Origin of the sequence: Lentzea pudingi (assembly GCF_014646255.1) — a bacterium.
In the GTDB taxonomy this organism is placed as follows: domain Bacteria; phylum Actinomycetota; class Actinomycetes; order Mycobacteriales; family Pseudonocardiaceae; genus Lentzea; species Lentzea pudingi.
The window spans coordinates 1,100,051-1,120,366 of record NZ_BMNC01000001.1 but is presented as its reverse complement, the minus strand read 5'-3'; the positions used below and the strand labels follow the sequence as shown (position 1 = coordinate 1,120,366).

Sequence of the window (20,316 nt, the reverse complement as noted above, 5' to 3'; positions counted from 1 at the left end):
GTGAGCGGCACGCCAGTCACGTGACCGATGTGGACCGGTGCCGTCCCGCCCCAGCCTCTTCTCCGACGACAAGGAGAAGAAGATGTTGCTGGAGAACAAGACCGCGGTGATCTACGGGGGCGGCGGCTCAATCGGCGGCGCGATGGCGGACGCCTTCGCGGCCCAGGGAGCGCGGGTCTTCCTGGCGGGCCGGACGCCGGCCACGCTCGAAGCCGTCGCGGACCGGATCCGCGCCGCGGGCGGGCAGGTCGAGACGGCCGTCGTGGACGCGACGGACGCCGCCGCGGTCAACGACCACATCGACGCCGTCGCGGAGAAGACCGGCAGCGTGGACATCTCGGTCAACGTCATCACCAGTGACGGGCTCTTCCAGCCGCTCGCCGACATCTCGACGCCGAACCTCGTCGCGGCCGTCGGCAGGAGCCTGACCACGCACCTGATCACCACGAAGGCCGCGGCCAGGCACATGGTGAAGCAGGAGTCCGGCGTGCTGCTGTTCTTCGGCGGCTCGGACCACGCGAACGTGCTGCCCGGCATGGGCAACGTGCAGATCGGCTTCGACGCCGTCGAGTCGCTGCGCAAGCAGTGGGCCGTCGAACTGGCACCGCACGGCGTCCGCACGGTGACGCTGCTGACCGGCGGCATCGTCGACACCTTCCCGGACATCCCCGAGATGGAGGCTCCCCGGCAGAGCATCATCAACGCCTCACCGCTCAAGCGCGCCGCCACGATGGCCGACGTGGGCAACGTCGCCGCGTTCGTCGCGTCGGAGCACGGCCGCAGCATCACCTCGACGCAGGTCAACATCTCGTTCGGCGCCTGCTACGGCTGATCACCGCCAGGTCGTGTCCCGGAAGTTCGTCCGGTGACAGACGCGGGCGAGAGACCCGGAGACACGACCTCGGCACGGCCGTACCTGCTCGGCGTCACGCCGAACCAGCGGCGGAAGGCGTGGATGAAGCTCGCGGCCTCGGCGAACCCGAGCCGTTCGGCGACGGCCTCGACGGACAGGTCGCCGCGCGACAGCAGCGCGACGGCCCGTTTCGCGCGCACCTCGTCGAGCAGCGCCTGGTAGCTCGTGCCGGACGACGCCAGGCGCCGCCGCAGGGTCCGCGGGCTGGTGCCGAGCGCCCTGGCCACCGCGGGCATGCCGTGCTCGAACCGGTCCGAGGACTCGAGCAGCCGCCGCACCTCCCGCGCCGCCCCCGGGCTCTCCCGGCGGCGTTCTGCGAGAGCGCGGCACTGCTCCTCGCACACGGCCGTCGTCTCGGGGCTGGCCAGTCGCAACGCCTCGGCCAGCACCGCGACGTCCACAACGGACTGATCGGCACCCGCCCCGAACCGCGGACGGACCCCGAACACCTCCTCGTGCTCGCGCACGTCCTCCGGGGGCGAGTGGGCGAAGTCCACGCCCAGCACCGGCACCGCGCCGGTCAGCAGTTCGCCGACGACGGTGTGGATGGCGGCGAGATCCCGTTCGGCGAGGAACGGGACCACGTCGGCCGGCAGCGAGGTGGTGTCGAGCGCGAGCACGAGCCGGTCGCCGTCGATCACGGCGGAGGGCGCGGTGAACGCGAAGCTGAGGTCGAGGTAGCGCAGCGCGGTGGTGATCGCGTCCTGCAGGGTGGCCGCGCTGAGGAACGCGTAGCCCAGCACGCCGAAAGTCGTGGCGTGGTAACGACGTCCGGCGGCGACGCCCGCGTGCGGCAGCCGGTGGGCGAGGTTGCGCACGACCGTGAGCTCCTGGCGGGCGTCGACCTCGGCGACCGGGTCGGCGAGGATCCCGGCGTCGATCTCGCTGCCCGCGAGCAACGCGTCCAGCGGGATCCCGTGCTCGGCGCCGAAGCGCAGCAGGAGCGCGACGCTCGCGATGCCCCGCGGGAAGTCCCAGTGCCGGACGGCAGGCTCGGCCAACGACGTCATGGCCGCGATTGTCAACTGCCCGGCCGGTGTTGTCCTGGTGCGAACGGGTGGTTGTTCCTAGCGTCGATCACGTGGACGCGAACCCCGAAGTGGTCGTCATCGGAGCCGGATTCGGCGGCCTGGGCGTCGCGTTGTCACTGCGCAGAGCGGGTTTCGAGCGGTTCACCGTGCTGGAGCGGGCGAGCGGGCCCGGCGGGGTGTGGCGGGACAACACCTATCCGGGCGCGGCGTGCGACGTGCCGTCGTCGCTCTACTCGTACTCCTTCGCGCCCAGCACCTCGTGGCCACGCCGGTACTCGGCCCAGCCCGACATCCTGCGCTACCTGCGCGCCAAGGCCGAGACCGTGCGCGACCGCATCCGGTTCGGCGCGGAGGTGGTGGCCGCGACGTTCGACGAGTCGCGGAACCGGTGGAGCGTCGCCCTCGCGGACGGGGACGTCGTCGAGGCCGACGTGCTGGTCCGCGCGGTCGGCCAGCTCACCACACCGGCGGTCCCCGCCCTGCCCGGACTCGGCCGGTTCGCCGGGGAGGTCTTCCACAGCGCGGCCTGGCGGCACGACGTGGACCTGCGCGGCAAGCGGGTGGCCGTGGTCGGCACGGGGGCGAGCGCCGCCCAGTTCGTGCCGGAGATCGCGCCCCTCACCGAACACCTGACGGTGTTCCAGCGGTCCGCACCCCACGTGCTGCCGAAACCCGACGCGCCGTTGACCGGCCGGTCCCACCCGGCGAGGTTGCGCGCCGCACGAGGTGGCGTGTGGCTCGCCGGCGAGACGCTGACCAGGCTGCTCCACGGCCGCCTCTCCCCCGCGCTCGTCTCCGCCGTCGCGGCGGCGCACCTGCGGCGGCAGGTCCGCGACCCCGCGCTGAGGGAGGCGTTGAGGCCGACGACGCGGCCGGGGTGCAAGCGGGTGTTGTTCAGCAACGACTGGTACCCGGCTCTCAGCCGGCCGGACGTCGAGGTGGTCACCGGGCCGATCACCGAGGTCACGGCACGCGGCCTGCGCGTCGGCGGCCGCGAGGTCCCGGCGGACGTGCTGATCTGGGGCACCGGGTTCACGGTGTCCGGCTTCGGGTCCGGCCTGCGGGTCACCGGCAGGGACGGCCGGGACCTCACGGAGACGTGGGCTGGTCGCCCGCGTGCCCACCTCGGCCTCACCGTGCCCGGTTTCCCGAACCTCTTCCTGGTCTACGGCCCCAACACCAACCTCGGCGGCAACTCGGTGATCACCATGATCGAGGCGCAGTGCCGGTACGTCGTGGAGGCCGTGCGCCACCTCGCGGGGTCCGGTACGGCGTTGGAGGTGCGGCCCGAGGTCGCCGAGGCCTTCGACGCCGAGATGACCAGCAGGCTGGCGCGGGGCCTGTGGAGCACGTGCTCGTCCTGGTACCGGACCGCCGACGGGTCGATCACGACCAACTGGCCCGGCACCACGTGGGAGTACCTGCGCCGCACACGACTCCGGCCCGCCGACTTCGAACCTGCCCGCGTGGAGGTGTGACCGTGGACTACGACGTGCTGGTGATCGGGTCGGGGTTCGGCGGCGCGGTGACCGCGTTGCGGCTCACGGAGAAGGGCTACCGGGTCGGCGTGCTGGAGGCCGGGCGGCGCTTCGCGGACCACGACCTGCCCGAGACCTCCTGGCAGGTGCGCGACTACCTGTTCGCGCCGGCGTTCGGCTGCACGGGCATCCAGCGGATCACCGCGCTGCGCGACGTCGCCGTGCTCAGCGGGGCGGGGGTCGGCGGCGGTTCCCTCGTGTACGCCAACACCCTGTACCGGCCGCCGCCGTCGTTCTTCCGCGACTCCCGGTGGGGGCACATCACCGACTGGGAGGACGAGCTGGCGCCGCACTACGACCAGGCGTCCCGGATGCTCGGCGTGACCGCCAACCAGTGCCGCACCCCGGCGGACAGGCTGCTGCGGGACGTGGCGGCCGACCTCGGTGTCGCGCCGACGTTCCGCACGTCCCAGGTCGGCGTCCACTTCGGACCCGGTGGCACGGACCCGTTCTTCGGCGGCGCCGGTCCCGTGCGGGACACCTGCGTCGGCTGCGGCTCGTGCATGACCGGGTGCCGGCACAACGCCAAGAACACCCTGCCGAAGAACTACCTGCACCTAGCCGAGAAAGCGGGCACGCAGGTGTGGCCGTTGACCACGGTCGTCGACGTGCAGCCGCATCTGAGCGGCTACAAGGTCACGGCACGACGCACCGGAGGGCGGGCGACGCGCACCTTCACCTGCGGTCAGGTCGTGTTCGCCGCGGCGTCGCTGGGCACGCAACGACTGCTGCACCGCATCCGCGACCGCGGCGGGCTGCCGCGCCTCTCGCCGAGGCTCGGGTTCCTGTGCCGCACCAACTCCGAGGCGATCGTGGCCGTGCGGGTGCCGGGTGGCGGGGTCGACCAGTCCCGCGGTCTCGCCATCACGTCGTCGATCCACCCCGACGCCGACACGCACGTCGAAGTGGTCCGGTACGGCCGGGGCAGCAACCTGATGGGCCTGCTGATGACGACGCTCGTCGACGGCGGCCCGGCGAGGCTGCGGCGTGGCCTGGCCCAGCTCGTGCGCGAACGCGGTTCGCTGCTGCGGACGCACACCCCGCGCGCGTGGTCGGAGGAGACGATCGCCCTGCTGGTCATGCAAAGCCTCGACAACTCGCTCACGACCGTGTTCCGGCGCGGCCGGATGACCACCACTCAGGGCGAGGGCGCCCCGAACCCGTCCTGGATCCCGGCAGGGCACGAGGTGGCGCGGCGGCTCGCGGCCAAGGCGGGCGGCGTGGCGCGGGGATCGTGGCCGGACCTGGTGAACGTTCCGCTGACCGGGCACCTCATCGGCGGCTGCGTGATCGGCGACTCGCCCGCCACTGGCGTCGTCGACCCGTACCAGCGGGTGCACGGCCATCCCGGCCTCCACGTCGTCGACGGGTCCGCGATCCCCGCGAACCTCGGCGTGAACCCGGCGCTCACCATCACCGCGCTGGCCGAGCGAGCGATGTCGTTGTGGCCCAACAAGGGTGAGCCGGACCCACGTCCTGCTCCGGAAGCCCCGTACCGGCGCGTACGTGCGGTGGCACCGGGTAACCCCGCGGTTCCGGGCGCCGCGCCCGGCGCTTTGGAGGTGCGCTATGCCAAGTGAGTGGCCCGCCGAGCCGTGGGACCTGCACGGACGGGGCTGGCTCACCGTGTGGACGGCACCACGTCCGGCAGTGCCCCTGCCACCGCCGGACGTGGTGCCGTTGACGCTCTTCGGCCGGGTGGTCGTGGTGTCGGCGTTCGTCGACTACCAGCCGCCGGGTGTGCTGACCTACCACGAGGTGATGGCCGCGGTCCTGGTCCGCCGCGGGGCCCGCCTCGGTCTGTCCATTCTGGACATCCTGGTGGACGACAGCGCCTCCCAACGCGGTGCGCGGGAACTGTGGGGCATCCCGAAACTGCTGGCCGGCTTCACCTTCTCCAGCGGACCACAGCTCGAAGCCACCGCCCACGACGACGGTGAGGTCATCGCTTCCGCCAGCGAGACCCGCAAGCCGTCGCGAGCGCTCCCGGTCCGGCTGACCACATCGGTCTGGCAGACCCTGCACGGCAAGACGAAACGCACGGAACTACGCACGTCCGCCCGGATCAGCCTCACCCGCCTGCGCTGGCGCATCACGCCGGACGGCGAACTCGGCTGGCTCGAAGCGGCGAGGCCACGCCTGCACGTGGCCGTCTCCACCCTGCACATGCGGTTCGGATCTTCCTGATCACATGAGGAGAAGCTCATGCGCGTTCTCGCGATCACGCTCGCCCTGGTGGCCTCCACGGTCGTCACCCCCGCGTTAGCAGCGCCACCGGACTACGGCCTGCCCGGCACGTACCCGGTGGCGTACAGCGATGTCACGGCCGTCGCGGGCGGCAGGTCCGTCCCCGCGCGGGTGCACTACCCGGCCACGGCGGCCGGGGTGAACCAGCCGGTCGCCACGGGCAGGTTCCCCGCGATCGCCTTCGGCCACGGCTTCTTCCAGGCCACCTCGAAGTACACGAGCACGAGCAACCACCTCGCCTCCTGGGGCTTCGTCGTGGTGGTGCCCACGACCCAGGGCGGCCTGAGCCCCAGCCACAGCGCCTTCGCCGACGACCTCAACACCGGACTGACCTGGCTCGTCGCGCAGGACGGCACCGCGGGTTCCCGTTTCCGCGACCACGTCACCACCACCGCGCTGGGCGCCTCCGGCCATTCGATGGGTGGCGGCGCTGCCGTTCTCGCCGCCGCGCGCAACCCGCAGATCAAGACCATCTCGACCTACGCGGCGGCGGAGACGAACCCGTCCGCGAAGGCAGCGGCCGCGACGCTGCGGGTGCCGGCGCAGTTCCTCGCCGGGTCGCAGGACACGATCACCCCGGTCGGCGAGCACCAGCGGCCGATGTTCACGGCGAAGCAGCCCGCCAAGCAGCTCCGCACGGTCACCGGCGGGTTCCACTGCGGCTTCATGGACTCCTCCGGCATCTTCTGCGACAGCGGGTCCGTCACCAGGGCCGCGCAGCTCGTCGCCTCGAAGAGGGTGCTCACGTCGTGGTTCCGCTTCTACCTCGCGGGCGACGCGGCGGCACGGGACTTCGTGTGGGGCCAGCCCGCGCGCACCGACTCGGCGGTGACCTTCGAAGGGACCGAGTGACCGTAACAGACCGGTGAGGCGGACGACGGCCGCGAAGCCGTCGTCCGTGCCGGGCCAGTGGGCGCGCACCGCGTCGATGCCCGCCCGCCGGACGACGCCGCGCAGCACGGCCGTGACGATGATGGCGTCGTCGGCGTACCCGAGCACGGGGATGAAGTCGGGGATCAGGTCGATCGGCACGGCGAGGTAGACCATCAGCAGCCACAACCGGATCCGGACCCCGCGCGGCAACGACCTGTCGGCGGCGAGCCGGCGCACGAGGCGCAGCACGTCGGGAAGCAGGCGCAGCGCCTCGCGCAGCAGGCCTCCGCGCGGGCGGACGACCACCAGTGCGACCAGCAACACCACCCACGTCAGCAGCAGGGCCGCCGCGACGCCGATCAGCAGGTCCCACCAGGGCGAGCCGGTCACACCTGGTCCGCGAGCCGTTCCACGTCGGCGACCTTCCCCGCGAGGATCAGCACGTCACCGGCCTCGACCACGGTCTCCGCGGTGGCATAGGTGAAGTCGGCCCCGGGACGCTTCACCCCCACCACGGTCACGCCGTACTTGGCCCGCAGCTTGCTCGTGCCGAGCGGCTTGCCGACCGCCTCCTTCGGCGGCCGGGCCTTGATCATCGCGTAGTCGTTCTCGATCTCGATGTAGTCGAGCACGCGGCCGGCCACGACGTGCGCGACGCGTTCGCCCATCTCGTGTTCGGGCAGCACGACGTGGTGGGCACCGATGCGTTCGAGGATGCGGCCGTGTTCCCGGCTGATGGCCTTGGCGAAGATGTCGTCGATGCCGAAGTCGACCAGCACGGCGGTGGTCAGGATGCTGGCTTCGAGGTTGTTGCCGATGCCGACGACCGCGCGCTGGAACTCGTCGACTCCCAGCTGGCGCATGACCTCCGCGTCGGTGGTGTCGGCGACGACGGCGTGGGTGACGTCGTCGGCGTAGCGCTGGACCAGCTTCGGGTCCGAGTCGATCGCCATGACCTCGGTGCCCAGGGCGACCAGTTCGAGCGCGACCGAACGGCCGAAGCGGCCCAGTCCGAGCACGACGACGCGGGACGGGTGCTTATCCGACAATGGGTCGCTCCTCGGGTAGTTCGTAGCGCCGGCGGCGTTCCCGCAGCGCGAGGGCCGAGACCAGGGTGATCGGCCCGACCCTGCCGATGAACATGAGCACGATGATGACCAGCTGCCCGGTGGCGGACAGCTGCGGGGTGATGCCGGCGGACATGCCGACGCCGCCGAACGCGGCCGTCGTCTCGACCAGCACCGCGTCGAGGCGGAACGAGGTGGTGGCGAGCAGGACGAGCGACGCGACCATCACCACGCCCACGCCCAGCAGCGCGACCGTGACCGCCTGGCGCTGCACCTCCGCGCTCAGCCGGCGGCCCATGACGTGCACGCTGGGCTCGGCGCGGACCTCTGCTGCCAGCACGAACGCGAGCAGCGCGAACGTCGTGACCTTGATGCCGCCGGTGGTGCCCGCGCTGCCGCCGCCGACGAACATCAGCACGTCGTACACGAGCAGGGTGGCGGGCTGCAGCTGGGCCACGTCGACGGTGTTGAACCCGGACGAGCCGGGCATGACGCCGTGGAACAGTCCGATCAGGAGCTTGTCGCCGACGCCGTACGGCCCGAGAGTGCCCGCTCGAGCCCATTCCACGACGAGCACGACCAGGGCCCCGAACACCATCAGCCCCAGGTAGACGGGCAAGGTGATCTTGGTGTGCAGCGACCACCGCTTGCGGCGCCGGCGCAGGAGCTCGAACAGCACCGGGAAACCCAGCCCGCCCGTCACCGAGAGCGCCACGATCGGCAGGCACACCCACGGATCGGTCGCGTACCGCATGAGGCTGTCGGGGTAGAGCGCCAGGCCGACGCTGTTGAACGACGAGATCGAGTGGAAGACCCCGGAGTACAGGGCCCGCCCGAACGACTCGCCGTAGCCGAGCCAGAACCTCAGCGCCAGCACGACCGCGCCGATCGCCTCCACGACCAGGCTGATCGTGACCACCCCCGCCACGACCCTGCGGACCTGGCCGAGGTTCAGCGTGTTGGTCTCGGTCTTCACGGTGAGCTGCATCTGCAGGTTCAGCCGGTGCGAGACCAGCAACGCCAGCACCGACGCGAGCGTCATGATGCCGAAGCCGCCGATCTGCCACAGCACCAGCAGCAGGACCTCGCCGAACACCGACCAGTACGAGCCGGTGTCGACCACGGCGAGCCCCGTGCCGGTGATGCCGGAAACCGACGTGAACAGCGCCCGCATGAAGCCGGTGGCCTGCCCGGACTCGGCCGACACAGGCAGCATCAGCAGCACCGTGCCGGCCGCGGTGGCCGCCAGGAAGGCGAGGACGACGAGGCGGGCTGGGTGCCGCCACCCGGTGATCACCGCGACAGCCTAGATCGTCCTCACCGGACGGGCCGGGCAGGAGAGGCCAAAACGGTCAGCACGCCGACAACCGCACGACAACGTCGCCACAACACCGCGCCGGTACTTCTTCCTCGGCAGACCTCAACCGATGGAGGACATGGTGAAAGCCAAACTGGCAACGGTGCTGGCAGGCTTGCTGGCGGTCGCGACGCTGATCGCGCCCACCGTGAGCGCTACCCCGTTCCAACGCGACGTGTTCGTCCGCGACAACGCCGGCGACGTGGGGAACGAGCCGAGCACCGGCAGCATCTACCACAGCCCGGACATCAAGGTGTGCTCGACGCCGGTGCTGTGCGCGGTGTCCCAGAACCCCGTGGTGGGCGTCAACAACTACGTCTTCGTCACCCTGAGACGCAAGGCCGGCGCCATCGGCAACGTCGACGGCAGCCTGCACCTCTACCGCAGCAACCTCGGCGGCGGCACGGCCTGGCCGGGCGGCTGGACCTACATCGGCACCGCCGGCTCGACCGTGCCGGTCGGCGGCACGACGGTGATGATCACCTGGCCCGGCTGGAACGTGCCCGGCCCGGCGCACTTCTGCCTGCTCGCCCGGTGGGTGTCGAACGCCGACCCGATGACGTTCGCCGAGGGCAGCAACACGCAGCAGAACGCGCAGCGGAACAACAACATCGCCTGGCGCAACGTCGACTCCGTGCGGGTGCGGCCGTTCGAGCCCGCCCGCGTGCCGTACACGATCGGCAACCCCGAGCGCGCCGACGCCCGGCAGAACCTGGTCCTCGAGCAGACGCGGCCGTTCGCCGGCGCCGTCACGATCGACCTCGGCCGGGAGCTCACGGCGCGGTGGAAGGCCGCGGGCGGCAGGGCCACCGGGGTGAAGCAGGTGGGCGAGACGCAGTTCCAGCTCGCCGACACGAAGGCCCGGTTCGACAACCTGGTGCTCAAGGGTGACGAGCGCGTCGAGACCGCGCTGACGTTCGCGACCGACCGGGAGGCCGGACCGGCCGAGCTGCACGTGCGGCAGACCGACGCGCAGGGCACGGATCTCGGCGGAGCGCAATACCTGATCAACGAGAAGGACTGAGTATCAACCGCGGTGGGTCCGTCTCCGCTACTCGGAGACGGACCCACCGAAAGGGTTGTCAATGAAGACCATCATGGTGTTGTTGCTGCTTCTGCTCGGGATCGTGCCCGCGCACGGAGCAGCGGACTGCGACCCGCCGGACTGCCCGGTCGTCGTGGACGCGATCGACGGGCCGGTGCACGAGTCGGCGGACTCGTACTCGGCCGTGCTGAAGCTGCGCTACGGGCCGGCACAGCAGAACATCGCGGCACAGCAGGACGTCGAGGTCGCTTACAGGTTCGTCGACGGCACCGCGAAGCAGGGCCAGGACTACCAGGCCACGCCGCGCGGCACGGTCATCATCAAGGCGGGCGAGAGCCAGGCGCTCGTGCCCTACAAGGTGCTGCGTGTGACACCCGAGAAGAGGACGTTCACGCTGGAGATCACGTCGGTGAGGCCGGGCCAGATCGGCAAGCGCGTCGCCGTGTTCACGATCGCCGGCAGGAGGTGAAGAGCGTGACGGCCTGAGCCAGGTGCCGGGCAGCCTCGGTCCACCGCCCGGTCCGGCCCTCCAGGCCGGCGAACGTGCGGTGGACCCTGGCCCGCTCGAACTCGTCCGGCGCCTGGGTCCTCGCCTCCAGCGCGGCCGTCAGGTGGTCCCGGGCGGCGGCCAGGTCTCCCAGCGCGAGTTCGGCTTCGGCCAGGTCGCGCAGGGTCGACGCCTCGCGGTGGCCGTCGCCGAGGGTGCGGCACACGACGAGTGCGGCGTCGAGGCATTCCCTCGCCACCGCGGGATCTCCGAGCGCGAGCTGGGTGACGCCGAGTCCGGTCAGCGCGTCGGCCTCGAAGCGGTCGTCGGTGATCTCGCGGCTGATCCGCAGCGCGTCGCCGAAGCAGCGCAACGCCGGTTCGAGGTCGGCGAGCCGGTGGTGGGCGTTGCCCAGCGACATCAGCGTCGCCGCCTCCAGCCGGAGGTTCTCCTTGGCGCGGAATGTCTCCAGCGCCGCGAACAACGGCTCGGTGGCCAGCTCGGGCCGGCCCATCCGGACGTAGGTGTAGCCGAGGTTGCGTCGCGCGAGCGCCACGCCCACCTCGTCCCCCGCGGCCCCGTGCACGTCCATCGCCGCGCGGTACGAGTCCAGCGCGAGGTCGAACTCGCGCAGCTCCGAGTGCGCGTTCGCGATGTTGTTGTGCAGCCTGGCTTCCCCGCGCAGGTCGCCCGCCTCGCGCACGAGGGCGAGCGCTTGTCGTTGCACCACCATGGCTTCGGCGATGCGTGAGGTCATCTGCAGCGCGATTCCCTGCCCTCGCAACATCTCCGCTTCGGCCCGCTGGTCGCCGAGCGCGCGAGCCGCCGTCACGGCGTGCTCGCACTGCTCGACGCGTGCCGCCCAGTTGCCGCGTGCCTCGAAGTAGCCCGTCAGCAGGTACGCCAGCTGCCAGGTCTCGCGGTGCAGGCCGGACCGCGCTGCCAGCCGGATCATGTGCAGCACGTTGTCGCGTTCGGCGTCGAGGAAGGCCAGCACCTCGACGCGGTCCGCGGTGAACGGCAGGTCGTCGCAGCGCGGCCGGGTCACGAGGTCGTGACGCGGGTTGAGCACCTCGCCCGCCGCGTGCGCGATCGTGAGATATCGGTCGAGCAAGCGTTCCACGCCGTCGCCGATGTCGCCGCTCTGCCGGGCGAACAACCGGATGAGGTCGTGCAGCGCGTACCGGCCGTTGCCCATCTCGCTGACGAGGTGCGAGGCGACGAGCTCGTCGAGGCCCGGCCCCATCGCGTCGGCGAGGTCAGCGGGAAAACTCGCGCCGGGGTGCTCGCCGAGGACCCGGAACAGCCGGGCGGCCTGCGGGCTCAGCGTGCGGTGCGCGCTGGCGAACACGGTGCGGACCGTGCGGTCGTCGCCGTCGACCGACAGCACGTCGAGCGGGTCGTTGCGGGTCAGTTCCCGCACCAGGTCGGCGATCCGCCGGCCGGGCCTGATGGCGAGCCGGGCGGCCGCGATGCGCAACGCGAGCGGCAGCCGTCCACAGTGGACGACCAGTTCCGCGGTCGCACCGGACTCGGCGCGGACCCTGGCCTCGCCCAGGATGTCGGCGAACAGGTCGTGCGCCTCGGGTTCGCTCAGGAGGCCGAGGCTGACGGTGTGCACGGCGTGGCGAGTGCCGAGCGCGGAGAGCGTGTCCCGGCTGGTGATCAGCAGCAGGTTCCCCTGGTCGCCCGGCACGAGCGGCAGCACGTCCCGTGCGCGGCGTACGTCGTCGAGCAGGATCAGGACCCGCTTGCCGTGCAACAGGGACCGGTACGTGGCGGCCGGGTCGGCGGGCACCCGGTCGGCCGGGACGCCGAGGCTGTGCAGCATCTCGGTCAGGGCCTGGGCCGGGGTGAGCCGTTGCAGGTCGAGGAACACCTGCCCGTCCGGGAACTGGTCGGCGACGCGGCGGGCCCACTCGACGGCGAACGTGGTCTTGCCGACCCCGGCGACACCGGAGACGACGACGATCGGGGGCATGCCCGCGAGGGAGGCGAACTCGGCGGCGCGGCCGGTGAAGTGGCCCGCGCGGGCCGGCAACTGGGCGGGTCTGGCGCTGTGCAGCGAAGGATCACGACGCAGGATCGCGGTGTGCAGGGAGGTGATGTCCGGGCCGGGGTCGGCGCCGAGCTCGTCGGCGAGCCGGTGTCTGAGTCTTCGGAACACCTCGAGCGCGTCGGACTGCCGTCCGCCCACGTGCAACGCCCGCATCAGCAGCCCGACGAGCCGTTCCCGCGTCGGATGGCCGACCACCAGCCGTTCCAGCTCACCGATCGCGTCCTGCCGGTCGAGCCGCTCACCCCAGTACGCCTCCAGCGCGGCGATCCGCTGTTCCCGCAACCGGTCGACCTCCGCCCGGCCCCAGCCGAACAGCTCCACGTCCTCCAGCGGCTCGCCCCGCCACAGCCCGAGGTCCCTGGTCCGTTCGAACGTCACCGCGTCGACGGACGCGTCGAGCTGGTAGCCGCCGGGCTTGGTCATGAGCGCACCGGGCAGTCCGCAGTCGGCGAGCGCCTGCCGCACCCGCGCGACGTGGCTGTGCAACGACCGCACGGCCGTGCGCGGCGGGTCCTCGCCCCACAGCACGTCCACGAGGCGGCCGACGGGAACCGGTGTGCCGGCGCGCAGGGCCAGCACCGCGACGATGCTGCGCTGCCGGGCTCCGGTCAGCACCGCGCGGCCGTGCGGGCCGCACACCTCGACCGGCCCGAGGATCTTGACCTCACCCGCTGTTCGCCGCACGTGACGTCACGTTAATGCGCGTCAAGTCCTGGTGGCAGCGCTGAACGTGGGACAGGACCGGCAATTCGCCGACCGTCTCAGCTGAGCAGTTCCGCGAGGTGGACCGCGTGCTCGCGGGCCCAGCTCCGCCGCTCGCCGCCGTGGAACACGACCTCGACGTCGTCCTCCGCCGCCACCTCGCTCACCCGGCCGATCGGCCCGATCGACCCGTGCAGCCGGACGAGGTCACCCGGCTCCAGTTCGTCCGCCCGGCTGGTACCGATGTTGCGAGCCGTGGAGGCGGGCCGTACCCGCGTCGTGAAGAGCCACCACGACACCCCGAAGACCACCGGGACCGTCAACGTCAGGACGCCCGCGGCGACCGGGAACTCGGACACCAGGACCGCCGCGCCGACCAGCGCCCACAGCAGACCCGCCAGCGCCGCGAGGAGCGCCGAGCTCACGGGGTGGTCGCCGACCTGCAACCAGCCGGTGGTGCGGACCCAGCCGTCCGGGGTGAGACCTCGCGGGACCCCGCCGTCCACCGTCGCAACACCGCCGTCCACCGCGGTGGGTACCGGATCGGCCGCCGCCTCCACCTCGGCGAACAGGTCGACGTGCTCCTCAGTCGGCACGCTGCCACCTCAGCTGTTCCCTGGCACCACGGGTGCAGACGACCTCGGTGCCCTTCGGTGACGTCCGCGTGGCCCCTTCGACGAAGCACCGCTTGCCCACGAACCGGGCGAGCCACTCGGCGTCGTCGTCGGGCTCGGTGGTCTCCGTGGGCGGCGGTTCGGGCTTCGGCTTCTCCGTCGGCGGGGGCGGAGGAGGCGGCGGAGTGGTCGTGGTGGTGGTCGGGGCCGGTGTCGTGGTCGAGGTCGGCACGCTGGACGTCGTCACCAGCAGGTCGGCGTCGTACCCCTCGCACCCGGTCGACCACAGGCCGCGGCGCTCCAGGCGCGCGGCGATCTCGTCCTGTGCGAGCTCCCCGCGCGCGGCCAGGTCGGCGGACGCCGAGCCGTCGGCGACGATCGTCCTCGCGTAGTCGGACCCGTCCGGCAGCCGCACGTCGACCAGCAGCCGGTCGGACTCGGCGCCGCCCTCGGACTTGACGGTGAGCCGCACCTTCTTGCCCCGCAGCAGTGTCTCCGCGGCGGCCAGGGACTGCGACTGCCAGCAGGCCGCCGGGCTCACCCCGTGGACGCGGGCGCCGAAGACGCGGCCGGTGTCGGGTTCCACGCCCTCGAACGAGTCCACCTCGACCACCGTGCGGACCGTCACCTCGAACGAGTCGCCCCGGTGCACGGCGGCGGCCGCGGCAGCGGGACCGCGTTCGAGCGGGCGTTCCTGGCCGCTGAACCCCGCCGCGCCCGTCACCGCCAGCACCCCGAGGACACCGGCGCACGCGATCGCGAGCCGCGCCCGTTGGTCGCTGCGCCACCAGAAGCGGCGAACGGTCCCCGGACCGCTCGTGCGCGTCGTGGGCTCGGAGGCGTGGGGCAAGGGCACTCCTGGCGTGGGCCGGCGTTGTCCGGGGCAGTGTTGTCGCAGGTCCGGCCCCCGTCAAGGGACGAAAGGGGGTCAACCTGGTTCTGTGCGGCCCTTCACAGCGAGCCCGATGTGATCGCCTCCGCACACATCGCCACAAGTCGTAGGGTGCATCCCGGTCGAAATTTTCCGTTATCGCCGGACGTCCGGGACATCTCCTGGTCAGACGACCCTGAACCGGCGAGTGAGGTGGGCATGGCGATGACCGAGGAACCCGGCGTCGCGACGGTGGTGGCCGCGCGTGACGGCGACCAGCGCGCGTTGGACGACCTGGTGAGCGGGTACCTGCCCCTCGTCTACAACATCGCCGGGCACGCGCTCGGCGGCCACCCGGACACCGACGACGTGGTCCAGGAGACCATGCTGCGGGCCGTGCACGGCCTGCCCGGGCTGCGCGACCCCGCCGGTTTCCGGTCGTGGCTCGTCGTCATCGCGATGAACCAGATCCGGCTGCGGCACCGCGACCACCAGCGCGTCCCGGTCACCGGCCCGGTGCCGGAGGACGTGGCCGATCCCGGCGCGGACTTCGTCGACCTGACGATCATGCGCCTGCAGCTGTCCGGGCAGCGCCGTGAGGTCGTCGCGGCCACCCGGTGGCTCAGCGAGGACGAGCGCGAACTGCTGTCGTTGTGGTGGCTGGAGGCGGCAGGACGGCTTACCCGCGCGGAGGTCGCCAACGCGCTGGAGCTCACCCCGCAGCACACTGCCGTGCGGGTGCAACGGGTAAAGGCTCAGCTCGACGCCGCACGCATCGTCGTGCGCACATTGGAGCGCACGACGCGTTGTCCCGAACTGGCGTACGTGGTCGCGGAGTGGGACGGCGTGCCCAGTCCGTTGTGGCGCAAGCGGATCGCGCGGCACAGCCGCGACTGCGTCCAGTGCGAGCGCTGCGGGCGCGACCTCGCGTCCGTCGAGGGGCTGCTGGCCCGGCTGCCGCTGGTGCCGCTGCCGGCCGCGCTCGGGTTCGACCCGGCGACTCTCACCGGCTCGCAGGTGGCCATCACGCAGGTCACCTCCGCTCCCGTGTCCGGCGGCAAGCTCAGCCTGCTGGTGAAGGGCGCGTTCGTGAAGCCTCTCGCGGCCGCCGCAGCCGCGGTGGTGGCCGCGGGCATCGTGGTCGCCGTGCTGCCCTCGGGTGAGGAGCCGGTCGCCCGCGCCCTTCCCGTGGCCAGCGCTCAGAGCACCACGACGACGTTGCCTCCCACCACCTCGTCGTCGAGTTCGTCAGTGCCGCCCTCCACGACCACGGCGCCGCCCAAGCCCGTGCCGCCGCCCGCGGTGCCCGTGACGGCGTCGGTGAAGAAGGGCGTCAGCACCTGGAACTTCACCGGTGTCGGCAAGGCGCTCACCGATGTCCGCGCCGGGTGGTACTACAACTGGGCGGCGCACCCCGACGGCGTCCCCACGCCGCCGAACGTCGAGTTCGTGCCGATGATCTGGGGCACGAAGTTCACCGACGACGCCACCCTCGCGAAGGCCAAGGCGAACGGCAAGGTGCTGCTCGGGTTCAACGAGCCGGACTTCCCCGACCAGGCGAACATGACGCCGGAACAGGCGCTCGACCTGTGGCCGAAGCTCGCGGCGACCGGGCTGCGGCTCGGCAGCCCCGCCGTCGCGCACAGCGGGGACAAGGCCGGTGGCTGGCTCGACCGGTTCATGACCGGTGCGGCCCAGCGGGGTCTGCGCGTCGACTTCGTCGCGGTGCACTGGTACGGCTCGGACTTCAGCGACGCGGCGGTCGGCCACCTGAAGAACTACCTCGCAGCGGTGCACGCCCGGTACGGCAAGCCGATCTGGCTGACCGAGTACTCGCTGATCGACTTCTCGGGCGGTTCGGCGCGGTTCCCGACCCAGGTGCAGCTCGCGGCGTTCGCCCGCGGCTCCAGCGCGATGATGGAGGGCCTGCCCTACGTCGAGCGCTACGCGTGGTTCGCGCTGCCCGACGAGGGCAAGCCCGGCACCGGCCTGTACAAGGCCGGTGGCACCCCGAACGAGGCCGGTGAGGCGTACCGCGCCGCGGGCTGAGCGGCCGTGGCCGAGAATCACGGCGTGTCAACTGCGACGAACCCCCGCCTGCTGGTCACCGGGACCACCGGGCACGCGGTCACCGACCTGGTGGTCCCGGCACTGCTGCTGCGCACACCCGGCGCGGCCTGGTCCCAGCTCGTCCACGTCTACGTGCCGGCCGGTCCCACCGTCGCGTTCAGCGGCCGGGACCTCCGCTCGCCCGGCATCGCCGAGGCCACCGCCCTCGCCCGCGCGGCGGGGTTCGAGCCGGTGGTGAGGTCGCCGGGCGGGCGGATGGTGGCCTACGACAGCGGTGCCGTCGTGATCGACCACCTCGACAGCACCACGGACATCCGGCACGCGGGCAGCGCGACGTTCGCCGCGAACGCCGAGAGCCACGCCGCACTGCTGCGCGGACTCGGTGCCATCGACGCCCGCGTCGGCGAGGTGGAGGGCGAGTACTGCCCCGGCGAGTTCAGCGTCAACGTCGGCGGCGACACGAAGGTCATCGGTTCGGCGCAACGCGTGACCTCCACCGGATCGCTGTTCAGCACGGTCGTCCAGGTCGCCGTCTCGGACCGGGTGCGCGCCGTGATCACGGACGTGTCGAAGGCGCTCGGTTACGTCCTGCGGGAGAGCTCGATCGCGGGCCTGGCCGACTACGAGCCGACGCTCGGTGCCGACCAGGTCGCCGCCGCGTTCGTGGCGGACTACCGCGACCGGCTCGACATGACCGACGGCGAGTTGCCCTCCGAGATCGTGTCGCACGCGTCTCGTGCCGGTGGCGGGTCACCGTTCCACGTGGACGACTGGACGCGGGCGAATCCGATGCCGCGAGGTGTGAAGGAACTGTGAAGGTTCGGGCGGACGGCCCCGCGTTCGCCCGTTCGGCCGCGAAAGCGGTGTTAGCGTGGATTTCGTGATGATCATGCGTGCCGCACTGCAGGATCTCTACGCGCGCCGCCTCCGCAAGCAGTTGAAGAACGCCGTGCTGCCTAAGCACATCGCGGTGATCATGGACGGCAACCGGCGCTGGGCCAGGCAGGTGGGCCTGGCGAACGCGAGTGAAGGACACCAACGCGGCGGCGAGCACCTGAAGAACGTCATGGACTGGTGTCAGGACCTCGGCATCCGCCACCTGACGGTGTACCTCGCGTCCGCGGACAACCTGCACAAGCGCGCCGAGGCCGAGATGCGGTTCCTGATGGAGGAGGTCGTCGAGCGGATCGTGGTCCCGAGGGCCGTCGACTCCGCACGCTGGCAGACGCACGTCGCCGGCCGGGTGGACCTGCTCCCCGGCACCACCCGCCACGCGCTGGAACTGGCCGAGGAGCAGACCCGCGACCGCGACTTCCACCTCACCGTCGCCGTGGGCTACGACGGCCGCTTCGAACTGGTGGACGCGGTGCGGTCGCTGCTCGGGTCCGGACCGAGCCTCGAGGAGCTGACGGCGAGCATCACCCCGGACGACATCGCCTGGCACCTCTACACCGCCGGCCAGCCCGACCCCGACCTGGTGATCCGCACCAGCGGCGAGGTGCGCATGTCCGGTTTCCTGTTGTGGCAGGCGGCTTTCGCGGAACTGCGCTTCTGCGACGTCCACTGGCCCGGCTTCCGCTACTTGGACTTCCTACGCGCCCTGCGCTCCTACTCCGACTCACGAGGATGACGATGGACCAGAAGGTCACCGTGGTCGTGCCGACCTACGACGAACGCGAGAACCTGCCCGTGCTGGCCGGCCTGCTCGCCGCACTGGACGTGCCGAACCTGCACGTCCTGGTTGTCGACGACGGCTCCCCCGACGGCACCGGAGCCTTGGCCGACGCACTGGCGCTCGACGGCCCGATCCCGCTCACCGTGCTGCACCGCACCGAGAAGAACGGCCTCGGCCGCGCCTACGTGGCGGGCATCCTGAAGGCACTGGGCGACGGCGCCGACGTGGTCGTGCAGATGGACGCCGACCTCTCCCACCCGGCCGGTGCCCTCCCCGCCATGCTCGACGTGTTGCGCACCACGGACGCCGCCGTCGTTCTCGGCTCCCGCTACGTACCGGGCGGCTCGGTCGCCGACGAGTGGAAGTGGCACCGCAAGGCGCTGTCCGCCTGGGCGAACTTCTACGTCAACGCCATCCTGCGGCTGCGCGTCAAGGACGCCACCGCCGGGTTCAAGGCCTGGCGCGCCGGCACCCTCCGGCAGATCGACGTCGCGTCGGTGCGCAGCAACGGGTACGCGTTCCAGGTCGAGATGAACCACCGCGTGGTCCGGCGCGGGATGCGCATCGCCGAGGTCCCGATCCGGTTCGAGGAACGGGCGGAGGGCGCGTCGAAGATGAGCCTCGCGGTGCAGGTGGAGTCGGCGGTCATGCCGTGGAGGCTGCTGTTCCGGAAGAGCTGACACAGAACGGTTTTTGGTCGCGAGACGTCGGGTATGTACGAATTCGTGACTGTCGATCCCGCAGAGCTGCTCGCCGAGGGCTACACCGCCGAGTTCCCCGACAACGACGAACCGATCCTCCTCGACGCGAACGGCCGCGAGGTCCTCACGTGGCAGGAGAACTACCCGTTCACCGAACGGATGTCCCGCTCCGAGTACGACCACCTCAAGCGCCTGATGCAGATCGAGCTGCTCAAGCTCCAGCACTGGGTGGCCGACACCGGGCAACGCCTCGTCATCCTCTTCGAGGGCAGGGACGCGGCCGGCAAGGGCGGCACCATCAAGCGGTTCACCGAGCACCTCGACCCCCGCGGCGCGCGCACGGTCGCTCTCGACAAGCCGAGCGAGCGCGAACGGGGTGAGTGGTACTTCCAGCGCTACGTCCGCGAGCTCCCGACCGCGGGCGAGATCGTGCTGTTCGACCGGTCCTGGTACAACCGCGCCGTCGTCGAGCACGTCATGGACTACTGCACCAAGGCCGAGTACGACCTGTTCATGCGGCAGGCCCCGCTGTTCGAGCAGATGCTCGTCGAGGACGGCGTGCTGCTCGTGAAGCTGTGGTTCTCCGTGTCCCGCAACGAACAGCGGACCCGGTTCGTCATCCGCCAGATCGACCCGGTGCGCCAGTGGAAGCTCAGCCCCAACGACATCAAGTCGCTGGACCGCTGGGACGACTACACCGAGGCCAAGGTCGCGATGCTGCGGTCCACCGACACCGACATCGCACCGTGGACCGTGGTCAAGAGCAACGACAAGAAGCGCGCCCGCATCGAGGCCATGCGCAGCGTCCTCGCCCGTTTCGACTACGACGACAAGGACGCGGACGTCATCGGCACGCCGGACGTCCGCATCGTCGGGTCCGCGGCGACGTTGCTGGAGGAGGGCGAGGACGAGACCGCGCTGAGCCCGACGCCGATCGCGCCCGGCACGGAACCGGGCCCCGGCTTACACCCGTGACACGAGGCCTGCTCCACCCCCGCCGTCGCGCCCGGCACAGAACCAGACCCCGGCTCACACCCGCGACACAGGGCCTGCCCGCTCCACCCCC

At 71.4% G+C, this 20,316-nt stretch carries 18 protein-coding genes and 1 pseudogene; 12 read left to right on the top strand and 7 right to left on the bottom strand.

The annotated features are described in order from the left end of the window. Positions 1 to 37 precede the first annotated feature (37 nt). Complete coding sequence (locus IEY88_RS05105) at positions 38 to 832, top strand: SDR family NAD(P)-dependent oxidoreductase (protein WP_308425955.1); 795 nt, start codon at positions 38 to 40, stop codon at positions 830 to 832. On the opposite strand, the gene IEY88_RS05100 is transcribed toward IEY88_RS05105, so the two are convergent. Continuing rightward, positions 823 to 1,923 carry an AraC family transcriptional regulator gene (locus tag IEY88_RS05100; protein ID WP_189153331.1) on the bottom strand — a complete coding sequence of 367 codons (1,101 nt, stop codon included), beginning with the start codon at positions 1,921 to 1,923 and terminating at the stop codon, positions 823 to 825. The genes IEY88_RS05105 and IEY88_RS05100 overlap by 10 nt on opposite strands. Before the next feature lie 71 nt (positions 1,924 to 1,994). On the opposite strand from IEY88_RS05100, the gene IEY88_RS05095 reads away from it, so the two are divergent. Genes IEY88_RS05095 through IEY88_RS05080 form a run of 4 tightly spaced genes read left to right on the top strand, consistent with a single transcriptional unit; the run spans position 1,995 to position 6,581 of the window. Continuing rightward, positions 1,995 to 3,422 (top strand): flavin-containing monooxygenase, encoded by a 1,428-nt coding sequence (locus tag IEY88_RS05095; protein WP_189153330.1) that lies wholly within the window; start codon positions 1,995 to 1,997, stop codon positions 3,420 to 3,422. 2 nt (positions 3,423 to 3,424) lie between these two features. Next, positions 3,425 to 5,062 (top strand): GMC oxidoreductase, encoded by a 1,638-nt coding sequence (locus tag IEY88_RS05090; RefSeq protein WP_308425954.1) that lies wholly within the window; start codon positions 3,425 to 3,427, stop codon positions 5,060 to 5,062. Then, positions 5,052 to 5,669 carry an acetoacetate decarboxylase family protein gene (locus IEY88_RS05085; protein ID WP_189153328.1) on the top strand — a complete coding sequence of 206 codons (618 nt, stop codon included), beginning with the start codon at positions 5,052 to 5,054 and terminating at the stop codon, positions 5,667 to 5,669. Before IEY88_RS05090 ends, IEY88_RS05085 begins: the two co-directional genes overlap by 11 nt. A gap of 18 nt (positions 5,670 to 5,687) precedes the next feature. Beyond that, positions 5,688 to 6,581 (top strand): alpha/beta hydrolase family protein, encoded by an 894-nt coding sequence (locus tag IEY88_RS05080; RefSeq protein WP_189153327.1) that lies wholly within the window; start codon positions 5,688 to 5,690, stop codon positions 6,579 to 6,581. A 6-nt stretch (positions 6,582 to 6,587) separates the two neighbouring features. On the opposite strand, the pseudogene IEY88_RS05075 reads toward IEY88_RS05080, so the two are convergent. From IEY88_RS05075 to IEY88_RS05065, 3 genes and pseudogenes are all read right to left on the bottom strand, one after another. After that, positions 6,588 to 6,992, bottom strand: a pseudogene (locus IEY88_RS05075) (YkvA family protein); the annotation flags it as partial. Then, entirely contained in the window at positions 6,989 to 7,651 is a 663-nt protein-coding gene (locus IEY88_RS05070; protein ID WP_189153326.1) for a potassium channel family protein, read from the bottom strand. The gene IEY88_RS05070 and the pseudogene IEY88_RS05075, both read right to left, overlap by 4 nt. Then, positions 7,641 to 8,966: a TrkH family potassium uptake protein gene (locus IEY88_RS05065; RefSeq protein WP_229693087.1), complete on the bottom strand. Its 1,326-nt coding sequence runs from the start codon at positions 8,964 to 8,966 to the stop codon at positions 7,641 to 7,643. Before IEY88_RS05065 ends, IEY88_RS05070 begins: the two co-directional genes overlap by 11 nt. Before the next feature lie 142 nt (positions 8,967 to 9,108). Here IEY88_RS05065 and IEY88_RS05060 point away from each other — a divergent pair, with 142 nt between their 5' ends. After that, a complete protein-coding gene (locus IEY88_RS05060; protein ID WP_189153325.1) occupies positions 9,109 to 10,050 on the top strand; it encodes a hypothetical protein in 942 nt (313 codons plus the stop codon). Between the two features lie 61 nt (positions 10,051 to 10,111). Then, positions 10,112 to 10,540, top strand: coding sequence for a Calx-beta domain-containing protein (locus IEY88_RS05055; RefSeq protein WP_189153324.1), 429 nt, complete (start codon positions 10,112 to 10,114; stop codon positions 10,538 to 10,540). Here IEY88_RS05055 and IEY88_RS05050 read toward each other — a convergent pair. From IEY88_RS05050 to IEY88_RS05040, 3 genes are all read right to left on the bottom strand, one after another. After that, entirely contained in the window at positions 10,518 to 13,301 is a 2,784-nt protein-coding gene (locus IEY88_RS05050) for an AfsR/SARP family transcriptional regulator (protein ID WP_189153323.1), read from the bottom strand. The genes IEY88_RS05055 and IEY88_RS05050 overlap by 23 nt on opposite strands. 77 nt (positions 13,302 to 13,378) lie before the next feature. Next, positions 13,379 to 13,915: a hypothetical protein gene (locus IEY88_RS05045; RefSeq protein ID WP_189153322.1), complete on the bottom strand. Its 537-nt coding sequence runs from the start codon at positions 13,913 to 13,915 to the stop codon at positions 13,379 to 13,381. Then, complete coding sequence (locus IEY88_RS05040; protein WP_189153321.1) at positions 13,905 to 14,783, bottom strand: thermonuclease family protein; 879 nt, start codon at positions 14,781 to 14,783, stop codon at positions 13,905 to 13,907. Before IEY88_RS05040 ends, IEY88_RS05045 begins: the two co-directional genes overlap by 11 nt. 246 nt (positions 14,784 to 15,029) lie before the next feature. Here IEY88_RS05040 and IEY88_RS05035 point away from each other — a divergent pair, with 246 nt between their 5' ends. The 5 genes from IEY88_RS05035 to ppk2 all read left to right on the top strand — a co-directional run bounded on the left by IEY88_RS05035 (position 15,030) and on the right by ppk2 (position 20,225). Further along, positions 15,030 to 16,853: a sigma-70 family RNA polymerase sigma factor gene (locus IEY88_RS05035; RefSeq protein ID WP_189153320.1), complete on the top strand. Its 1,824-nt coding sequence runs from the start codon at positions 15,030 to 15,032 to the stop codon at positions 16,851 to 16,853. A gap of 24 nt (positions 16,854 to 16,877) precedes the next feature. Beyond that, a complete protein-coding gene (locus IEY88_RS05030) occupies positions 16,878 to 17,690 on the top strand; it encodes a lipoate--protein ligase family protein (RefSeq protein WP_189153319.1) in 813 nt (270 codons plus the stop codon). 67 nt (positions 17,691 to 17,757) lie between these two features. Further along, positions 17,758 to 18,504: a polyprenyl diphosphate synthase gene (uppS, locus tag IEY88_RS05025; protein ID WP_189153575.1), complete on the top strand. Its 747-nt coding sequence runs from the start codon at positions 17,758 to 17,760 to the stop codon at positions 18,502 to 18,504. Between the two features lie 2 nt (positions 18,505 to 18,506). After that, positions 18,507 to 19,229, top strand: coding sequence for a polyprenol monophosphomannose synthase (locus tag IEY88_RS05020; RefSeq protein WP_189153318.1), 723 nt, complete (start codon positions 18,507 to 18,509; stop codon positions 19,227 to 19,229). Between the two features lie 45 nt (positions 19,230 to 19,274). Continuing rightward, complete coding sequence (gene ppk2, locus IEY88_RS05015; RefSeq protein WP_268241208.1) at positions 19,275 to 20,225, top strand: polyphosphate kinase 2; 951 nt, start codon at positions 19,275 to 19,277, stop codon at positions 20,223 to 20,225. Positions 20,226 to 20,316 lie beyond the last annotated feature (91 nt).

Bases quoted from the DNA above. Each gene is read 5' to 3' on its own strand.
- IEY88_RS05100 (WP_189153331.1), bottom strand. From the start codon at position 1,923: ATGACGTCGTTGGCCGAGCCTGCCGTCCGGCACTGGGACTTCCCGCGG.
- IEY88_RS05080 (WP_189153327.1), top strand. From the start codon at position 5,688: ATGCGCGTTCTCGCGATCACGCTCGCCCTGGTGGCCTCCACGGTCGTC.
- uppS (WP_189153575.1), top strand. From the start codon at position 17,758: ATGATCATGCGTGCCGCACTGCAGGATCTCTACGCGCGCCGCCTCCGC.
- IEY88_RS05020 (WP_189153318.1), top strand. From the start codon at position 18,507: ATGGACCAGAAGGTCACCGTGGTCGTGCCGACCTACGACGAACGCGAG.
- IEY88_RS05035 (WP_189153320.1), top strand. From the start codon at position 15,030: ATGACCGAGGAACCCGGCGTCGCGACGGTGGTGGCCGCGCGTGACGGC.
- IEY88_RS05055 (WP_189153324.1), top strand. From the start codon at position 10,112: ATGAAGACCATCATGGTGTTGTTGCTGCTTCTGCTCGGGATCGTGCCC.
- IEY88_RS05085 (WP_189153328.1), top strand. From the start codon at position 5,052: ATGCCAAGTGAGTGGCCCGCCGAGCCGTGGGACCTGCACGGACGGGGC.